Annotated in this window: 14 protein-coding genes; 8 read left to right on the top strand and 6 right to left on the bottom strand. The window is 72.8% G+C overall.

Translation table 11 applies throughout. From position 1 onward, the window contains the following. Window positions 1-138: 138 nt before the first annotated feature. The 4 genes from ACWF79_RS03445 (at window position 139) to ACWF79_RS03460 (ending at window position 4,494) form a co-directional block, all read left to right on the top strand. Entirely contained in the window at window positions 139-942 is an 804-nt protein-coding gene (locus ACWF79_RS03445) for an ABC transporter permease (protein ID WP_453726364.1), read from the top strand. A gap of 1 nt (window position 943) precedes the next feature. Then, the gene (locus tag ACWF79_RS03450; protein ID WP_453726365.1) at window positions 944-1,918 is read left to right on the top strand and encodes an ABC transporter ATP-binding protein; all 975 of its coding nucleotides are present in this window, start codon (window positions 944-946) and stop codon (window positions 1,916-1,918) included. Continuing rightward, a complete protein-coding gene (locus tag ACWF79_RS03455) occupies window positions 1,915-2,748 on the top strand; it encodes an ABC transporter permease (protein WP_453726366.1) in 834 nt (277 codons plus the stop codon). The genes ACWF79_RS03450 and ACWF79_RS03455 overlap by 4 nt, the downstream gene beginning before the upstream one ends. Before the next feature lie 423 nt (window positions 2,749-3,171). Continuing rightward, window positions 3,172-4,494, top strand: a complete 1,323-nt coding sequence (locus ACWF79_RS03460; RefSeq protein ID WP_453726367.1) for a PAS domain-containing protein — start codon at window positions 3,172-3,174, stop codon at window positions 4,492-4,494. A gap of 24 nt (window positions 4,495-4,518) precedes the next feature. Here ACWF79_RS03460 and ACWF79_RS03465 read toward each other — a convergent pair whose 3' ends face one another. The 4 genes from ACWF79_RS03465 to ACWF79_RS03480 all read right to left on the bottom strand — a co-directional run bounded on the left by ACWF79_RS03465 (window position 4,519) and on the right by ACWF79_RS03480 (window position 8,229). Next, window positions 4,519-5,700, bottom strand: coding sequence for an ABC transporter permease (locus ACWF79_RS03465; protein WP_453726587.1), 1,182 nt, complete (start codon window positions 5,698-5,700; stop codon window positions 4,519-4,521). Between the two features lie 248 nt (window positions 5,701-5,948). Further along, window positions 5,949-6,644: an ABC transporter ATP-binding protein gene (locus ACWF79_RS03470; RefSeq protein WP_453726368.1), complete on the bottom strand. Its 696-nt coding sequence runs from the start codon at window positions 6,642-6,644 to the stop codon at window positions 5,949-5,951. Next, entirely contained in the window at window positions 6,641-7,702 is a 1,062-nt protein-coding gene (locus ACWF79_RS03475) for an efflux RND transporter periplasmic adaptor subunit (protein WP_453726369.1), read from the bottom strand. The genes ACWF79_RS03470 and ACWF79_RS03475 overlap by 4 nt, the downstream gene beginning before the upstream one ends. Further along, on the bottom strand, window positions 7,699-8,229 hold the full coding sequence (locus tag ACWF79_RS03480) for a hypothetical protein (protein ID WP_453726370.1): 531 nt from the start codon (window positions 8,227-8,229) through the stop codon (window positions 7,699-7,701). The genes ACWF79_RS03475 and ACWF79_RS03480 overlap by 4 nt, the downstream gene beginning before the upstream one ends. Before the next feature lie 89 nt (window positions 8,230-8,318). Between ACWF79_RS03480 and ACWF79_RS03485 the strand changes: the two genes are divergently transcribed. Both ACWF79_RS03485 and ACWF79_RS03490 read left to right on the top strand, forming a co-directional pair. Further along, window positions 8,319-8,978, top strand: a complete 660-nt coding sequence (locus ACWF79_RS03485; protein WP_453726371.1) for a response regulator transcription factor — start codon at window positions 8,319-8,321, stop codon at window positions 8,976-8,978. A gap of 35 nt (window positions 8,979-9,013) precedes the next feature. Beyond that, on the top strand, window positions 9,014-10,198 hold the full coding sequence (locus tag ACWF79_RS03490) for a sensor histidine kinase (RefSeq protein WP_453726588.1): 1,185 nt from the start codon (window positions 9,014-9,016) through the stop codon (window positions 10,196-10,198). Between the two features lie 127 nt (window positions 10,199-10,325). Here ACWF79_RS03490 and ACWF79_RS03495 read toward each other — a convergent pair whose 3' ends face one another. After that, on the bottom strand, window positions 10,326-11,093 hold the full coding sequence (locus tag ACWF79_RS03495) for an SIS domain-containing protein (RefSeq protein WP_453726372.1): 768 nt from the start codon (window positions 11,091-11,093) through the stop codon (window positions 10,326-10,328). 160 nt (window positions 11,094-11,253) lie between these two features. On the opposite strand from ACWF79_RS03495, the gene ACWF79_RS03500 reads away from it, so the two are divergent. Then, window positions 11,254-11,946: a metal-dependent transcriptional regulator gene (locus ACWF79_RS03500; protein ID WP_453726373.1), complete on the top strand. Its 693-nt coding sequence runs from the start codon at window positions 11,254-11,256 to the stop codon at window positions 11,944-11,946. A 574-nt stretch (window positions 11,947-12,520) separates the two neighbouring features. Beyond that, window positions 12,521-13,381, top strand: a complete 861-nt coding sequence (locus ACWF79_RS03505) for an alpha/beta fold hydrolase (RefSeq protein ID WP_453726374.1) — start codon at window positions 12,521-12,523, stop codon at window positions 13,379-13,381. A gap of 3 nt (window positions 13,382-13,384) precedes the next feature. On the opposite strand, the gene ACWF79_RS03510 is transcribed toward ACWF79_RS03505, so the two are convergent. Next, window positions 13,385-14,641 (bottom strand): serine hydrolase domain-containing protein, encoded by a 1,257-nt coding sequence (locus ACWF79_RS03510; protein ID WP_453726375.1) that lies wholly within the window; start codon window positions 14,639-14,641, stop codon window positions 13,385-13,387. Window positions 14,642-14,801 lie beyond the last annotated feature (160 nt).

A 14,801-nucleotide genomic window follows, 5' to 3' on the forward strand; every position in this document is an offset into this window, starting at 1 on the left:
CCTCGGATTTCGTCTCGGTCCATCTTGCGCCACCAAGTGAGTTCCCGATAGAAACTCAGTGTAAGTTCCTAAAAGAGACTCACGGGTCGGCGCGCCCTGATCGGCGACCGCACGTGGCTCCCGGGGAGGGGAATCCGCATGTCCACAGCCTGGGCGACCGCCTGGCGCACCTGGCAGACGACCCGTCGTGCCTATCCATGGACCTACGCCGTCGGCACGGTCCTGCCCGCCGCGCTCGCCATCGGGCTCGCGTACCTCGGCTACCACGCCATCGGCGGCGGAGCCGTGGCCGAGGACTTCACCGAGGGCAGCGGCACCACCGCCTACCTCGCCTACATCGTGGTCGGTGCGACGGCCTTCCAGTTCACCGTCCGGCTCATCCTCTGGTCCGCGAAGGCGCTCATCACCGAGCAGCGGCAGGGCACCCTCGGCGCGCTCCTCGTCGCCCCCGCGAGCCGCTTCCCGTACCTCGCCGGATTCACCGCCTTCGCCGTCCTCAGCAGCCTGGCCGAGTTCCTCGCGCTCGGCGTCCTCGTCGCCCTGCTCGGCATCACCGTCCCCGTGGCCTCCGCGCCCGGCCTGCTGCTCGGCGCCCTCGCCCTCGTCGGCGCCGTCTTCGCCCTCTCGGTCGGACTCGGCGGCCTGATGATCGCGGCCGGTGAGGCGCACATCTCGCAGAACACCGTGTTCATCGTCCTCGGCCTGGTCGGCGGCTTCACCTTCCCGCGCGCCTATCTGCCCGAGCCCCTCCAGTGGTTCGCCGAACTGCTGCCGACGACCGCCGCGACCGACGTCCTGCACGCCTCGACCACGGGGGCCGGATCGCTGTCCGAGCTGCTCCCGCGCCTGGCCGTGTGCGGGCTGCTGAGCGTCGCGTACCTGCTGGCCGGCCTGAAGTACCTGCCGCGGGCCGAGGCCCGCGCCGTAGAACGGAGTTACTGACATGACGGGCATCCAGGTCCGGTCCCTGCGCAAGGAATTCCCCGCCCGCGACAAGGGGATCTTCGGCCCCAAGGTCCTCAAGCGGGCCGTCGACGGGCTCGACCTCGACATCCCGCGCGGCCGGATCACCGGCCTCCTCGGCCTCAACGGCGCGGGCAAGACCACCACCATCAAGATCCTCGCCACCCTGCTGCGCCCCACCTCCGGATCGGTCACGGTCGACGGCCTCGACACCGTCGCGGGCGCCCGCGAGGTCCGCCGCCGCATCAACCTCATCGCGGGCGGCGAGCGCATGGTCTACACGCGGATGACCGGCCGGGAGAACCTCTGGTACTTCGGCCAGCTCTACGACGTCCCGAAGCGCGAACTGCGCACGCGCACGGATGAGTTGCTGAGCATGGTCGGCCTTGCGGACGCGGCGGACACCATGGTCGAGCGGTACTCGCGGGGCATGACCCAGCGCCTGGCCATCGCCCGCGGCCTGATCAACCGCCCCGCGTACCTCCTCCTCGACGAGCCCACCCTCGGCCTGGACGCCCCGATCGCCCGCGACCTGCGCCGCGTCGTCGCACGGCTCGCGGAGCAGGGCACCGGCGTCCTCCTCACCTCCCACTACCTCGCCGAGGTCGAGGAGCTGTGCGGCCATGTGTACGTGATCTCCGCCGGCCGCCACCTCGCGGAGGGCAGCCCGGCGGAGCTGAAGGCGGCCACCGGCAGCCACCGCACGATCCGCCTCACGGTGACGAACCCGGGCGAGGCGACGGCGAGGGTGGCGACGGACTTCGGCGCGACGCGTCAACCCCTGCCCGGGGGCGGCGAGTTGCTCACCCTGCGCCACCCGGACGACATGGCGGGCCCGCTGGCGGCGGCGGTCGTCGGGGCGGGCGGCTCGATCGGCGGCCTGGAGATCGCCGAGGCGAGCCTGGAGGACGCGATCCTGGCGCTGGCGGAGCGGGACGAGGAGGCGTACGCATGAGCAACGCCCTGAGCCACGCGCTGCGGATCTTCGCGGCGGAGACCCTGAAGCAGCACCGCCGCCTCTTCGGCCAGCCGCTCGTGGTCTTCTCGATGCTGGTCTGGCCGGTGCTCCAACTGGCCACCACCTACTACACCTTGCGCCCGGTGGCCACGGCGTCCCCGGCCGCCGCGAACTGGCCGCTGGCCGCCGACCCGGAGCGGCTCCTCGCGTTCCTGGCCACCGGAACGCTCGCGTACGCCTTCTTCTTCTCGCTCGTCCAGAGCGCCTGGCACTTCTCCTTCGAGCGCTCCACCGGCACCCTGGAGCTCCTCTTCCTGTCGCCGGCCGGCCGCCTCACCCTCATGATCGCCAACGGCGCGGGAGCCCTCCTCCAGAACGCCTGGCTGCTCACCTGCTTCACCGTCGCCGCGCTCACCGGCTTCGGCACGCTGTCGGTGTCGGCCTGGTGGATGTACGGGATCGTCCTCCTGGCCCTGCTGATCCCGGCGGTCGCGTGGGGCGCGTTCCTCAACAGCCTGCTGGTCTTCTCGCGCGACTCGGCGTTCCTGTACACGATCCTGGACGAGCCGCTCTGGTTCGTCTCGGGCGTCCGCCTCCCGCACTTCGCCCTGCCGACGGCGATCCAGCTGGTCGGCGCGGTCTTCCCGCTCACGGGCAGCCTGGTCGCGGTCCGCGGCGCCCTCCTGGAGCAGCGCACCCTGTCGGAGCTGGCCCCGACCCTCCTGGGCCTCGGTGCGCTGAGCGCGGCGCTGCTGGGGGCGGCGGCGGTGATCCTCCGCGTCGGCGAGGCACGCGCCCAGCGGACGGGCAAGCTGTCCCTGGCCTGAGGGGCAGGGCCCGAGAACGCAGACGACCCGTGGGCCTTGGTCCCGTCCGCTCGAGTTCGGACGAGAGCCGGCCGGACTTACCGGCGGCCCACGGGTCGGGTGACTGCTTGGGTGTCGGCAGCTGGCCTGCCGAGGTGCACAGAGTGCGACGGCAGGCCTTAGCCCGCAGTCACCTCACGAGTCCGAAAAGAAACCATTTTTTCGGATCACCTCCTTTCGCGTGTACCCCCACACTAGGAAGCCCGCCGCGGAGGCTCAAGCGATTTATCGCCCGACTTCCCGTCGGCTCGCCGCACGCACCCCGTGTTGGTTTCCGGGGCGTATCGAATTCATCGAACCGGGTGTGTTCTGCGTCACGTTCGAGTTGAATGATCGGAGGCGTGCGGATGCACGCGCGTACACCGTCCTGCAGGGGGTGCCGGGATGAGTGCTGCCAGGGGTGGGACCACGTCTGTGCCGGGGGCTGATCTGCTCGCCGCGCTCCTGGACGGGATGGACGCGGCGCTCTGTGCCTTCGACGCCGACGGGACCGTCACGCACTGGAACAAGGAGGCCGAGCGGATCCTCGGCTGGTCGGCCGGCGAGGCCGTCGGGCGGCGCGGGTTCGAGGGGTGGGCGGCGCGGCCCGCCGACGCCGCCGAGGCGCTCGCGCGCCTGATGGCGGCGATGGACGCGCCGGGCCGGCTGGTGCACGAGTTCGCGCTGCTGCGGAAGGACGGCGGCCGGGTCCTCGTGCGGACCCAGTCCGCCGGGGTGCGCGGCGCGGACGGCACGGCCGCCGGGGTGTACTGCGCGTTCAGCGAGGTGCACGCCCAGATCGACCTGGAGCGTTCGATCGCGCTGAGCGAGGCGCTCTTCGAGGACGCCTCCTGGGGCGTCGTCCTCATCGACGTGGACCTGCGCCCGGCCGTCGTCAACGGGTACGCGGCCCGGACGATGGGCGCCGGGCGGACGACGCTGCTCGGGCGGCCGCTCGGGGAGGTGGTCACGCAGGGCCTGGAGGAGCTGGAGTCCGCCCTGGAGCACGTGCTCGCGGAGGGCGCGCCGAAGGCTCCCGCCGACGTGTGGGTGACGCTGAGGACGCCGGACGGGGAGCGGCGCCGGTGCTGGCGCAGCGGCTTCGTGCGGCTGGCGTCGCCGCTCGCGGAGGAGCCGGTGCCGCTGGGCGTGGGGTGGCTGTTCCGGGACGTCACCGAGGAGCGGCTCGCCGCGCAGGAGGCGGACCGGCTGCGGTTCCGGTACAGCCAGCTGCACCGGGCGGGCGCGGTCGCCGCCGAGTGCGAGGACCCGAGGGAGGCCGCGACGGTCCTCCTCGACTTCGCCCTCGCGGGCTTCGCCGATCACGCCCTGGTCGACGTCGCGGCGGGCGAGGGGCGGCTCGTGCGGGTGGCGGCGACACCGGCGGGCGAGCCGGGACCCGTGGCGCCCGTCGCGGGCGGCGGCATCCCGCTGCGCTACCCGTCGGGCCACCCGGTCCTCCAGGCCCTCTCCCGTACGGGCCCGGTGCGGGCGTCCGCGACCGCCGCCCCCGGCTCCCCGGCCGCCGAGGACTGGGCGACCGAGCGCCTCTGGCCGCGCGACGCCGTCCACGCGCTGTGCCTGCCCCTGCGCAGCCGGGGACGGACGGTCGGCGCCGTGACGTTCCTCCGCGCCGCCTGCCGCACCTCCTTCGAACGCCCGGACGCCGTCTTCGCGGAGACCGTGGCGGCCAGGGTCGCGGCCTTCCTCGACCTGGCGTCCGCCTGAGGACCCCCCGCCGCCCCGCGCCCCCTACGCCTGCAGCGCCAGCGTGGGGGACAGGCGGGAGGCTCGTACCGCCGGGTACAGGCCCGCCACCGTCCCGATCACCAGCGTCGCGCCGAAGCCGCCGCCCACCGCCCACGGCGGCACCACCCACGGCAGCCCGCCCGTGTACGCGTACACGCCCGTCGCCGCGCCGCCCAGGGCCACGCCCGCCAGGCCGCCGAGGCCCGACAGCATCAGGGACTCCGTCACGAACTGGATCCTGATCTGGCCCCTCGTCGCGCCCAGCGAGCGGCGCAGGCCGATCTCGTGGCGGCGTTCGAGCACCGAGATGATCATGGTGTTGGCGACCCCGACACCGCCCACGAGCAGGGCGATCCCGCCGAGCCCGAGCAGCAGCGTGGAGAAGGCCCCCTCGGTGGCCGCCTTCGCCTGGAGCGCCGCCGACGGGTCGCCGACCGACACGTTCTGCGGGTTCTCCGGGTCGATCGTCGGGGCGAGCAGCTGCTGGACGGTCCGTACGGGCGCGTCGGTGGACCGCTCGTACACCGCCGTCGGGTGCCCGTCGAAGCCGAGCAGCTTCTGCGCGCCCTCCCAGCCGACCAGCGCCGCTCGTTCGATCTCGGGCGCGAGCGGCAGCGGGTCGAGGATGCCGACGACGGTGAAGTACCGGTCGTCGATCCAGACCTGCCGGCCCGGCTCGGTGATGCCGAGCCGTTCGGCCGCGACATGGCCCAACACCACGGACGGATAGCGGCCGTTGGCGGCGTTCAGCCACGTACCGGACGCCGTCCCGCCGCGCAGGACCGCGAGCAGCCGTTCCGTGGCGGCCTTGACGGCGATGCCGCCCGTCTCGCCCTCGGGGATCTTCTCGGAGCGCCGGACCGTGTGGTCGAGGTCGGCGGTCGCACCGACCTCCTCGACGCCGTCGATCCGGCCGACCATGCCGACCGCGTCCTTGGGCAGCTTGACCTGCTGGCCGCTGAACATCCCCTCGCCGGGTTTGGCGACCAGCATGTTCGTGCCGAGCGCGTCGAGCTGCCGCATCAACTGGGCCTGGCTGGACGCCGATATGCCCACCACCGCGATCATGGTGGCGATCCCGATGGCGATACCCAGCGCCGAGAGCACCACCCGCACGGGCCGGCTGCGCAGCCCGGCCGAACCGACGTGCAGGACGTCCCGGGGCCCGAGCCGAGCGGCCTTCAACGCCCGACGCGCACCCCGGCCACGGCCCGCGTCCCGCGCGTCGCCGTCGCCGTGCGCGCCACGGCCCGCGTCCCGCGCGTCGCCGTCGCCGTGCGCGCCACGGCCCGCGTCCCGCGCGTCGCCGTTGCCCTGCGCGCCACCGACCGCGTCCGGCGCGACGGCGTCCGGCGCGACCACGTTCCGCGCGACCACGTCCCGCGCGTCGCCGTCCTCCGGAGGACCGCCCGCGTCCCGCCTCGTACGCGCCCTCACGCCGCGACCTTTCCACGTGACGTGTCCGCCACGACCCGGCCGTCGCGGATCCGGACCTGGCGGGGGAGCCGGCCGGCGATCTCCGTGTCGTGGGTGATGACCGCGATCGTCGCGCCCTGCTCGTTGAGGGTGTGGAGCAGGTCCATCACCGCCTCGCCGGACGCCGAGTCCAGCGCGCCCGTCGGCTCGTCGGCGAGCAGCAGGTCGGGTTCGCCGACCACCGCGCGGGCGATGGCGACGCGCTGCTTCTGACCGCCGGACAGCTCGTGCGGGCGGTGCTTCATCCGGTCGGCGAGCCCGACGCGGGCGAGCGCCTCCGCCGCCATCGTGCGCCGCCGCGCCCGGGAGAGCCCGGAGTACAGCAGCCCCTCGGCGACGTTCTCCAACGCCCCCACCCCCGGCACGAGGTGGAAGGCCTGGAACACGAAGCCGATGTGGCGCGAGCGCAGGGCGGACAGCCGGCGGTCCGCCAGCGCGGCCACGTCGTGACCGGCGATCTCCACCGTCCCGGCGCTGGGCCGGTCCAGGGTGCCGACGATGTGCAGCAGGGTGGACTTGCCGGACCCGGACGGGCCGACGATGCCGAGCAGTTCGCCCGCGTCGACCACGAGGTCCACGCCGTCGAGGGCCCGGACGCCACCCGCGTACTCCTTGGTGACCCCGCGGAGCCTGACGACCGTACGCGTACTCATACGGACGGCACCCCGACCTTCATGCCCTCGCGCAGCCCGGTGCCGCTGATCTCCACCCGGCCCTGGCCGAACATGCCCAGCTCGACCGCCACGTCCCGCGTCCGCCCGCCGTTCTCCACGATCTGGACGCCGAAGCCGCCGCCCGGCAGGGCGAGCAGCGCGTTGACGGGCACGGAGAGCACGTCCTTCCTCGTCTCCCCGGCGAGTTCGACGGTGACGGGGGACTGGTCCACGCCCGTGACCTTCCCCGGCGCGTCGAAGGAGACCGTGATGTCGATCTTCGGGGTCCGGTCCTGCGGGTCGTCGCCCGACGAGGCCGTCTTCCCCACCGAGGACACCTTGCCCGGAGCCGTCGTCCCGTCCGGCAGCCGGACGGTGACCCGGGTCCCGGTCTTCGCCGAACCGGCGTTCGCGACCGGCACCTTGAACCGTACGACCCGCTCGGAGCCGGTCACGGTGAGCACCGGCCGCCCCGGCCCCACCTGGTCACCGGTCGCGGCGCCCGCCTCCTTGACGCGTACGGCACTTCCGGCGAAGGCGATCGTGTCGGGGCCGACGGTGCCCGTCTGCTTCATGTCGTGGGACTTCTGCCAGCGCTTGACGGCGGCGGCGGTCTTCGCCGAGAACTCCTCGTCCACGGTGAAGCCGGTGTAGCCGAGCGCGGCGAGGTTCTCCTCCAGCTGCCGGACGTCGTTGCCCTTGTCGCCGGTCTTCAGGGTCCGGTACATGGGCTCGGCGCCGTACATGAGGCGGACGGGCCTGCCGTCGACCTCGTAGAGCCGCTCGTCGCGCTCGACGGTCGAGCCGGTCGGGGCGATCCGGGTGAGGATCCCGGACGGCCCCGCGTTGATCTTCCGCTCGCCCAGGTGGCCGAGGGTGCCGTCCTGCTGGGAGCTGTCGCTCAGGTCGCCCCGGGTGATCGGGGCCGTGGCCGGCGGCCGCCCCGCGTCCGCGACGGGCTCGCGTTCCTCGGGGGCGGCGAGCGCGGTCACCGCCACCCCGGCGCCCGCGACGACGACGATCGTCGCGAGGGCGACCACGAGCGTGCGCCGGCTCATCGGCTCACGCTTTCGCAGGCCTTGTTCGCCTTCTCGAACTTCTTGGCCTCCTCGCCCTGCGGTATCGGCCGCGCCGCCGTCATGCCGCCACCGCCGAACGTCGGGTCGGGCATGTCGAAGCCGTTCTTCCGCATGCACTGGGCGTACTTGATCATCTTGTCCTTCTCGGCCTGGGTCGGCTCCTTGCCCATGCCGGCGCCGCCCTTGCCCTGACAGGCCTTGAACGCCTTCTCCATCTTCTCCTTCGACATGCCGTCGCCGCCGATGGTCAGCCCGACACCCTCCTCGCCCGGCTTGGGCTCGGGGACGTCGAGGCCCTGCTCGCGCAGGCACTTGCGGTGCTCCAGGGCCTGGTCGGCCTTCTTGCCCTCCTCGCTCACGCTCTGGCCCGCCCCCTTGTCCTCACCACCTGAGGAACACGCGGTGATGGTCAGGAGGCAGAGGGCGGCGAGCGAGGCGGCGGCGGCCAGCTGGACGGCCTCGCGGGAACGGGTGCGTCGAGTGGTCGTGCTCGTGGTGGTCGTCATGGGCGGCAGCGTGCGCGTACGAGGTGTTTCGTTTCTCTCAGCGGATCGGTTTACGGAGACGAAAGCCCCGGTCGGATAGACAGGGGGCCATGCGCGTACTGGTGGTGGAGGACGAGGCGTTTCTCGCCGAGATGATCGCCGAAGGGCTGCGCCGCGACGCGCTCGCCGTGGACGTCGCCGGCGACGGCCTGGAGGCCATGCGGAAGCTCCAGTTCGGGGAGTACGACGTCATGGTCCTCGACCGCGACCTGCCGGGGATCCACGGCGACGACGTCTGCCGCCGCGTGGTCGAGCAGCGGCTGATGACCCGGGTCCTGATGCTGACGGCCGCCGGAACGGTACGGGACCGGGTCGACGGCCTCGGCCTCGGCGCCGACGACTACCTGGCCAAGCCCTTCGCGTACGACGAGCTGCTCGCGCGCGTCCTCGCCCTGGGCCGCCGCGCCCGGCCCGCGCTGCCGCCCGTCCTCGAACGGGCCGGGATCGTCCTGGACACCGCCCGCCGCCAGGCCGGCCGCGACGGCCGGCACCTGCACCTGTCACGGAAGGAGTTCGCGGTCCTGGAGGCGCTGCTGCGCGCCGAGGGGGCCGTCGTCAGCGGTGAGGACCTGATCGAGCAGGTGTGGGAGGAGCACACCAGCTACCGCACGAACGCGGTCCGGGTGACCCTGAGCAAGCTCCGCGCGAAGCTCGGTGAGCCACCGGTCGTGGAGACGGTGCCCGGCGTGGGCTACCGGATCGCGTCATGAAGACGGCGGACGCGCGGACCGCGGTACGCAACGCCATGGGCGGCGAACGGGCCCGCCTGACGGCCCTCTACGGCGGGCTCCTGCTCCTCGCGGGCGCGCTGCTCACCGGAGTGGTGTACGTCCTGGTGAAGGAGGGCCTGTACTCGTCCATCAGCATCGCCATGACGACGGCCGTGCCCGCCCAGCGCCTCGACGCGCCCTCCGTCACGCCCAGCCCCCTGTGGAGGGAGGCCGTACCCGCGAGCGCAGGACCCCTGCCACCGGGGGTGACCCCGGGCATGGCGGTCACGCGGACGCTGAGCGACGCCGCCGAGAGCGCCGCCCTTGAGCGGCTCCTCACGGTCTCCCTGCTGGTCCTCGCCGCGTACGCGGTCCTCTCGGTCGCGCTCGCCTGGTGGATGGCGGGCCGCGTCCTGAGGCCCGTCGCCGTGATCACCGACACGGCCCGCAGGCTCTCGGGGGAGAACCTGCACGAGCGGATCGCCCTCGGCGGGCCGCCGGGGGAGCTGAAGCGCCTCGCGGACACCTTCGACGGGATGCTCGGGCGCATGGAACGGCTGGTGTCGGCGCAGCAGCGGTTCGCGGCGAACGCGGCGCACGAGCTGCGGACCCCGGTCGCCGTGCAGCGGGCGGCCGCCGAGATCGGTCTCGCGGGGGAGCCTGGGCCGGAGCGGGTGGCCCGGATCCGGGAGAAGCTGATCGCGGTCGCCGACGCCAGTGAACGGACCATCGAGGGGCTGCTGTTGCTCGCCTCCTGCGACCAGGGGCTCCGGGAGCGGCGCCCGGTGGCGCTGCACGAGGTCGCCGGGCGGGCGGCGGAGGCGCTGGCGGCCGAGGCGGCCGAGCGCGGGATCGACGTCTCGGTGGACGCCCGGCCCCTGACGGTACGCGGCGACGCGGTGCTCCTGGACCGGCTGGCGCACAACCTGGTCGCGAACGCGGTACGGCACAACGTCCCGGGCGGGCGCGTGGAGGTCCGTACGGGGCCGGACCTCGGCATCGAGGTGGCGAACACCGGCCCCGACGTCCCGCCGGACACGGTCCCGTTCCTCTTCGAACCCTTCCGCCGCCTGACGGAACGCACCCACGCGCCCGGCGAGGGCGCCGGCCTCGGCCTCTCGATCGTCGACTCCATCGCCCGCGCCCACGGCGCGACGGCGGAGGCGTTCCCGAACGAGGAGGGCGGCGGCCTGACGGTCCGGGTGCGGTTCGGCCGGTAGCCGGGCCGCGGGGCCCGGTCGGCGTACCAGGGGGCGCTCGGGCCGGCCGGGCCCGAGCTGGAGTCATACACCTGCCCAGAGCTCCAGGTCACCACCTTGCTCCTGGTCCTCTGGTTCGAGGAGCGGCTCAGTGCCGGTAGAAGATCCGGTCCGCGTACTGCTCCATCACCCGGCCGTTCCACTCGTGCCCGCCGTCGACGTTCCCCGAGCGCAGCAGCGGCGGCTCGATGCCGAGGCGGACCATCTCCTCCGCCGCCGCGGCCATCGTGGCCTGCATCAGGGCGCTGGTGACGACCGTCGAGGCCGGGGCGAACGGCGCATCGATGCCCTCGTGGGTCAGCTCGGCGTCGCCGATCGCGATGTGCGAGTCGAGGACGATGTCGCAGTGGTCCTTCAGGTACGTCCCCGAGACGTGCCGGGACTTCGTCTCCGTCGCGTACGCCACCGAGGTCACGCCGATGACCGTCAGGCCCAGGGCGCGGGCGTTCATCGCCATCTCGACGGGCAGGGCGTTGCGGCCGGAGAGGGAGATGATGATCAGGACGTCGCCGGCCTTGGCGGGCGAGGAGTCGAGCACCGCGCCGGCGAGCCCGTCCACGCGCTCCAGGGCGGAGCCGAGGGTCGCGGGCATGACGTCGACGCCGACGACCCCGGGGACGGCCAGCAGGTTCATCAGGGCGAGGCCGCCCGCCCGGTAGACGACGTCCTGGGCGGCCAGCGAGGAGTGGCCGGCGCCGAACGCGAAGAGCCGGCCGCCGGCGGCGACGGCCTCGGCGATCGCGGTTCCGGCGGCGGCGATCTCCTCGGAGTCCTGGTCACGGACCTGCTGCAGCAGGCCGATCGCGGCATCGAAGAACTGCCCTGCCAGCTTGGACTCGCGCGCGCTGTCGCCCATCGCAGAAGCTCCTTGTCGTCGTGTCGCGGATCACCGTGCGGTCTGGACCATTGCTCTGTCAATACCGTCTTTGCCCGGCGTTTCCCCCGCACGGCACGGTTGTCGGTGGGATGCGTCAGAATTGGTGCAGGGCCAGCGCACGACTCATCGAGGGGCACGTATGTCCGGACTGATCGACACCACGGAGATGTATCTCCGCACCATCCTCGAACTGGAAGAGGAAGGCGTGGTCCCCATGCGCGCCCGGATCGCGGAGCGGCTCGACCAGAGCGGCCCCACGGTCAGCCAGACGGTGGCCCGTATGGAGCGGGACGGCCTGGTGGCGGTCGCGAGCGACCGGCACCTGGAGCTGACGGACGAGGGCCGCATGCTCGCGACGCGCGTGATGCGCAAGCACCGCCTCGCCGAGTGCCTGCTGGTGGACGTGATCGGCCTGGAGTGGGAGCAGGTGCACGCGGAGGCCTGTCGCTGGGAGCACGTGATGAGCGAGGCCGTGGAGCGGCGCGTTCTGGAGCTGCTGCGCCACCCGACGGAGTCGCCGTACGGCAACCCGATCCCGGGCCTGGAGGAGCTGGGCGAGAAGGCCGAGGCGGAGTCCTTCCTGGACGACTCGATGGTCTCGCTGGCCGACCTCGACCCCGGCTCGGACGGCAAGACGGTGATCGTGCGCCGGATCGGCGAGCCGATCCAGACGGACGCCCAGCTGATGTACACGCTGCGGCGGGCGGGCGTGCAGCCCGGCTCCGTGGTGAGCGTGACGGAGTCGGCGGGCGGCATCCTGGTCGGCAGCAGCGGCGAGGCGGCCGAACTGGACTCCGAGGTCGCGGCCCACGTCTTCGTGGCGAAGCGCTGACACCGACGGCGCGGTCACAACCGCCGGGCCTGGGCTGACCGCGCCGCTCCAAGTGGCGAGACCTGGGACGACCGCGCCGCCCCGGTCGCTCGCCCCGGTGTCGACCGCGCCGCCCTGTCGCTCGCCTTGGTGCCAACCGCGCCGTCACAGACCCGCCCGCGGGGCCGAATGCGCCCCCGAAGCGCGCCCCCGGCCCGTTTTACGGCGGAATCGCCACGCCCGCGCCCCTCGGCGTGCCACGCTGGGTTCGGTTCGTACGGCCGGGAGGGGTGGGTGCGATGGAGTCGTCGGGGGCGGTGCGTCATCGGACGGAGAACCCCGGCGCCCATGGGCGCCGGGGCCTGTCCTCCCCTGTGCTGACCCGGAGCCCCGAGCTCCCAGGGTCATTCCCCTCGGACCGTTTTCCCCGAGCGATCCGCCTCCCGCTGAAGATCTCCCCTGAGCGGCGCGCGTCAATCCTTGAGCGTCGTCACTCGAACGAGGGGTGTTACGCGGCAGGACCCCATTTTCGAATATGGGTTCGATAGTCTGGCGGAGCTCGACACGCTCGATGGAAAGAGGGGGTGCCAGGAACATGGTGCGACGTCTCGACGTCACCGGGGCCGACGGCGTACGCCTGGCTGCCTGGGAGTTCACGGAGGAGCAGACACCACCGGCCGGGACGGCCGGTTGCGGAGTCTTACTGCTGCACGGCCTGATGGGGAGCGCCGCGCACTGGGCCCCCACCGCCCGCTGGCTGGCCGAGCGCCACCGGGTCGTCGCGCTGGACCAGCGCGGTCACGGCCGTAGCGACAAGCCCGCCGGAGGCCCCTTCACGCGCGAGGCGTACGTCGCCGACGCGGCCGCCGCCGTCGAGCAACTCGGCCTCGGGCCCGTCACCCTCGTCGGGCACTCCATGGGCGCCCTCACCGCCTGGCAGCTCGCTGCCGAGCACCCCGACCTCGTCCGCGCCCTGGTCATCTGCGACATGCGGGCCTCGGCCCTCGGGGCCGCCTCCCAGCGCGAGTGGACGGACTGGTTCCGCCGCTGGCCGATGCCCTTCGCCTCGCTCGACGGCGTGCGGCAGTGGTTCGGCGTGGACGACCCCTGGGTCGAGCGTCCGAACCCGGCGCGCGGCGAGTTCTTCGCCGAGGTGATGACCGAGCGCCCCGACGGCTGGTACCCGGTCTTCGACCCGGCGCAGATGCTGACCTCGCGCGAGACCTGGGTCCACGACGCCCACTGGGACTCGCTCGCCCAGGTCCGCTGCCCCACGCTCGTGGTCCGCGGCCTGGACGGCGAGCTGGGCCGCGCCGAGGCCCAGGAGATGGTCCGCGTCCTCCCCCGCGGGGCGTACGCGGAGATCCCGGACGCCGGCCACCTCCTGCACTACGACCACCCGGACGCCTGGCGCACGGCGATCGAGCCGTTCCTGGAAGGCGTCCTCACCTCATAGCGCTCAGCTCGTAGCGGCGTCGATCGCGCGGGACGGCCCCGCCTCGCGCGGCGGCACCGGCCGGTCGTAGACGTTGCCCGGCGTCACGATCTGGGTGATCGCCCGGCCGACCAGTGAGCTCGGCTCCTGGCCCTGGGTCGTGATGTCGGTGTTGAGCATCAGCACCATGGTGGCCTTCAGCTTGGGCAGGTAGACGGTCACCGTCTCGTACCCCGGGATCGAGCCGTTGTGCCCGATCCAGCCGCCGCTCTCGAAGATGCCGAGGCCGTAGCTGGTGCCGGGGTAGCCGGTCGGCAGCATCTTCAACCGCTGGGCCTGCGTCTCCGGGCTGAGCAGCTCGCCGGTGGCGAGGATCTTCGCCCAGCGGCGCAGGTCCTCCAGGTTCGAGATCATCGCCCCGGCAGCCCAGGCCCAACTGGGGTTCCAGTCCGTGGAGTCGGCGACCTCGCCGGTCAGCGTCTGGTTGGTGTAGCCGCGCGGGTGCGGCTCGGGGAACTCGGGGCCCTCCGGCAGCAGTGTGCGGCGCAGCTTGGCCGGGCGCAGCACCCGCTTCTCCAGGACGTCGACCAGACGCTGACCGGTGACCTTCTCGATCACGAGGCCGAGCAGGATCAGATTGCTGTTGGAGTACTGGAACTGCGTCCCCGGGGCGAAGGTGTTCGGGTGCTTGTAGCCGTACGCGAGGACCTCGTGCGGGGTGAAGTAGCGGCTCGGGTTGCTCAGCAGGTCGCGCTGGAAGTCCGCGTCGTCGGTGTACGGGAAGAGGCCGCTGCGCATCTCGGCGAGGTGGCGCAGCGTGATGTTCCCGCCGTTCGGGACCCCGGCGATGTACTTCGAGATCGGGTCGTCGAGGCCGATCTTGCCGTCGTCGACGAGCTTCAGGAGCGCGGTGACCGTGAAGGTCTTGGTCTCGCTGCCGATCCGCACGAAGAGGTCGGTGGTCATCGGCCGGCCGGTGACCTTGTCGGCGACGCCGGTCGCCCGGACGTAGCGCCCCTTGCCGGGGATCCACAGCCCGGTGACGAGGCCGGGGATCCCGGCCTGCTTCCGTACGTCCTCGATGGCCTTGTCCAGGCGGGCGGTCAGCTCGGGCCCGAAGCCGTCGGGCGGGCAGTCCTCCCCGCCGTGGTCGAGGACGGCGGCAGGGGTGGCGGCTGCGGGGACGGCCGTGGCGGGGGAGGTGACGACGGGGGCGAGGACGGACGCCACGAGCAGTGCTGCGGCGAACAGTCGGCGTCGACGGGCGGGGGTACGGCGCATGGCGGGCGTCTCTTCCAGTTCAGGACTCGGGATGAGGATCCGGAACGTCTACGTGACCCGCGAGCCTCCACCCGTACCCCTCCCTCACCCGTCCGCCCCGACGACTCACTCGTTCGGTCCCGACGGGCCACCACCGTGAGCCCCCCGCTGATCACAGTGG

This window comes from Streptomyces sp. NPDC054975 (assembly GCF_053609105.1).

What these genes read in the sequence shown, in the direction of transcription:
- ACWF79_RS03445 (WP_453726364.1), top strand. Translation starts at nt 139, where the DNA reads ATGTCCACAGCCTGGGCGACCGCCTGGCGCACCTGGCAGACGACCCGT.
- ACWF79_RS03450 (WP_453726365.1), top strand. Translation starts at nt 944, where the DNA reads ATGACGGGCATCCAGGTCCGGTCCCTGCGCAAGGAATTCCCCGCCCGC.
- ACWF79_RS03455 (WP_453726366.1), top strand. Translation starts at nt 1,915, where the DNA reads ATGAGCAACGCCCTGAGCCACGCGCTGCGGATCTTCGCGGCGGAGACC.
- ACWF79_RS03460 (WP_453726367.1), top strand. Translation starts at nt 3,172, where the DNA reads ATGAGTGCTGCCAGGGGTGGGACCACGTCTGTGCCGGGGGCTGATCTG.
- ACWF79_RS03470 (WP_453726368.1), bottom strand. Translation starts at nt 6,644, where the DNA reads ATGAGTACGCGTACGGTCGTCAGGCTCCGCGGGGTCACCAAGGAGTAC.
- ACWF79_RS03475 (WP_453726369.1), bottom strand. Translation starts at nt 7,702, where the DNA reads ATGAGCCGGCGCACGCTCGTGGTCGCCCTCGCGACGATCGTCGTCGTC.
- ACWF79_RS03480 (WP_453726370.1), bottom strand. Translation starts at nt 8,229, where the DNA reads ATGACGACCACCACGAGCACGACCACTCGACGCACCCGTTCCCGCGAG.
- ACWF79_RS03485 (WP_453726371.1), top strand. Translation starts at nt 8,319, where the DNA reads ATGCGCGTACTGGTGGTGGAGGACGAGGCGTTTCTCGCCGAGATGATC.
- ACWF79_RS03490 (WP_453726588.1), top strand. Translation starts at nt 9,014, where the DNA reads ATGGGCGGCGAACGGGCCCGCCTGACGGCCCTCTACGGCGGGCTCCTG.
- ACWF79_RS03495 (WP_453726372.1), bottom strand. Translation starts at nt 11,093, where the DNA reads ATGGGCGACAGCGCGCGCGAGTCCAAGCTGGCAGGGCAGTTCTTCGAT.
- ACWF79_RS03500 (WP_453726373.1), top strand. Translation starts at nt 11,254, where the DNA reads ATGTCCGGACTGATCGACACCACGGAGATGTATCTCCGCACCATCCTC.
- ACWF79_RS03505 (WP_453726374.1), top strand. Translation starts at nt 12,521, where the DNA reads ATGGTGCGACGTCTCGACGTCACCGGGGCCGACGGCGTACGCCTGGCT.
- ACWF79_RS03510 (WP_453726375.1), bottom strand. Translation starts at nt 14,641, where the DNA reads ATGCGCCGTACCCCCGCCCGTCGACGCCGACTGTTCGCCGCAGCACTG.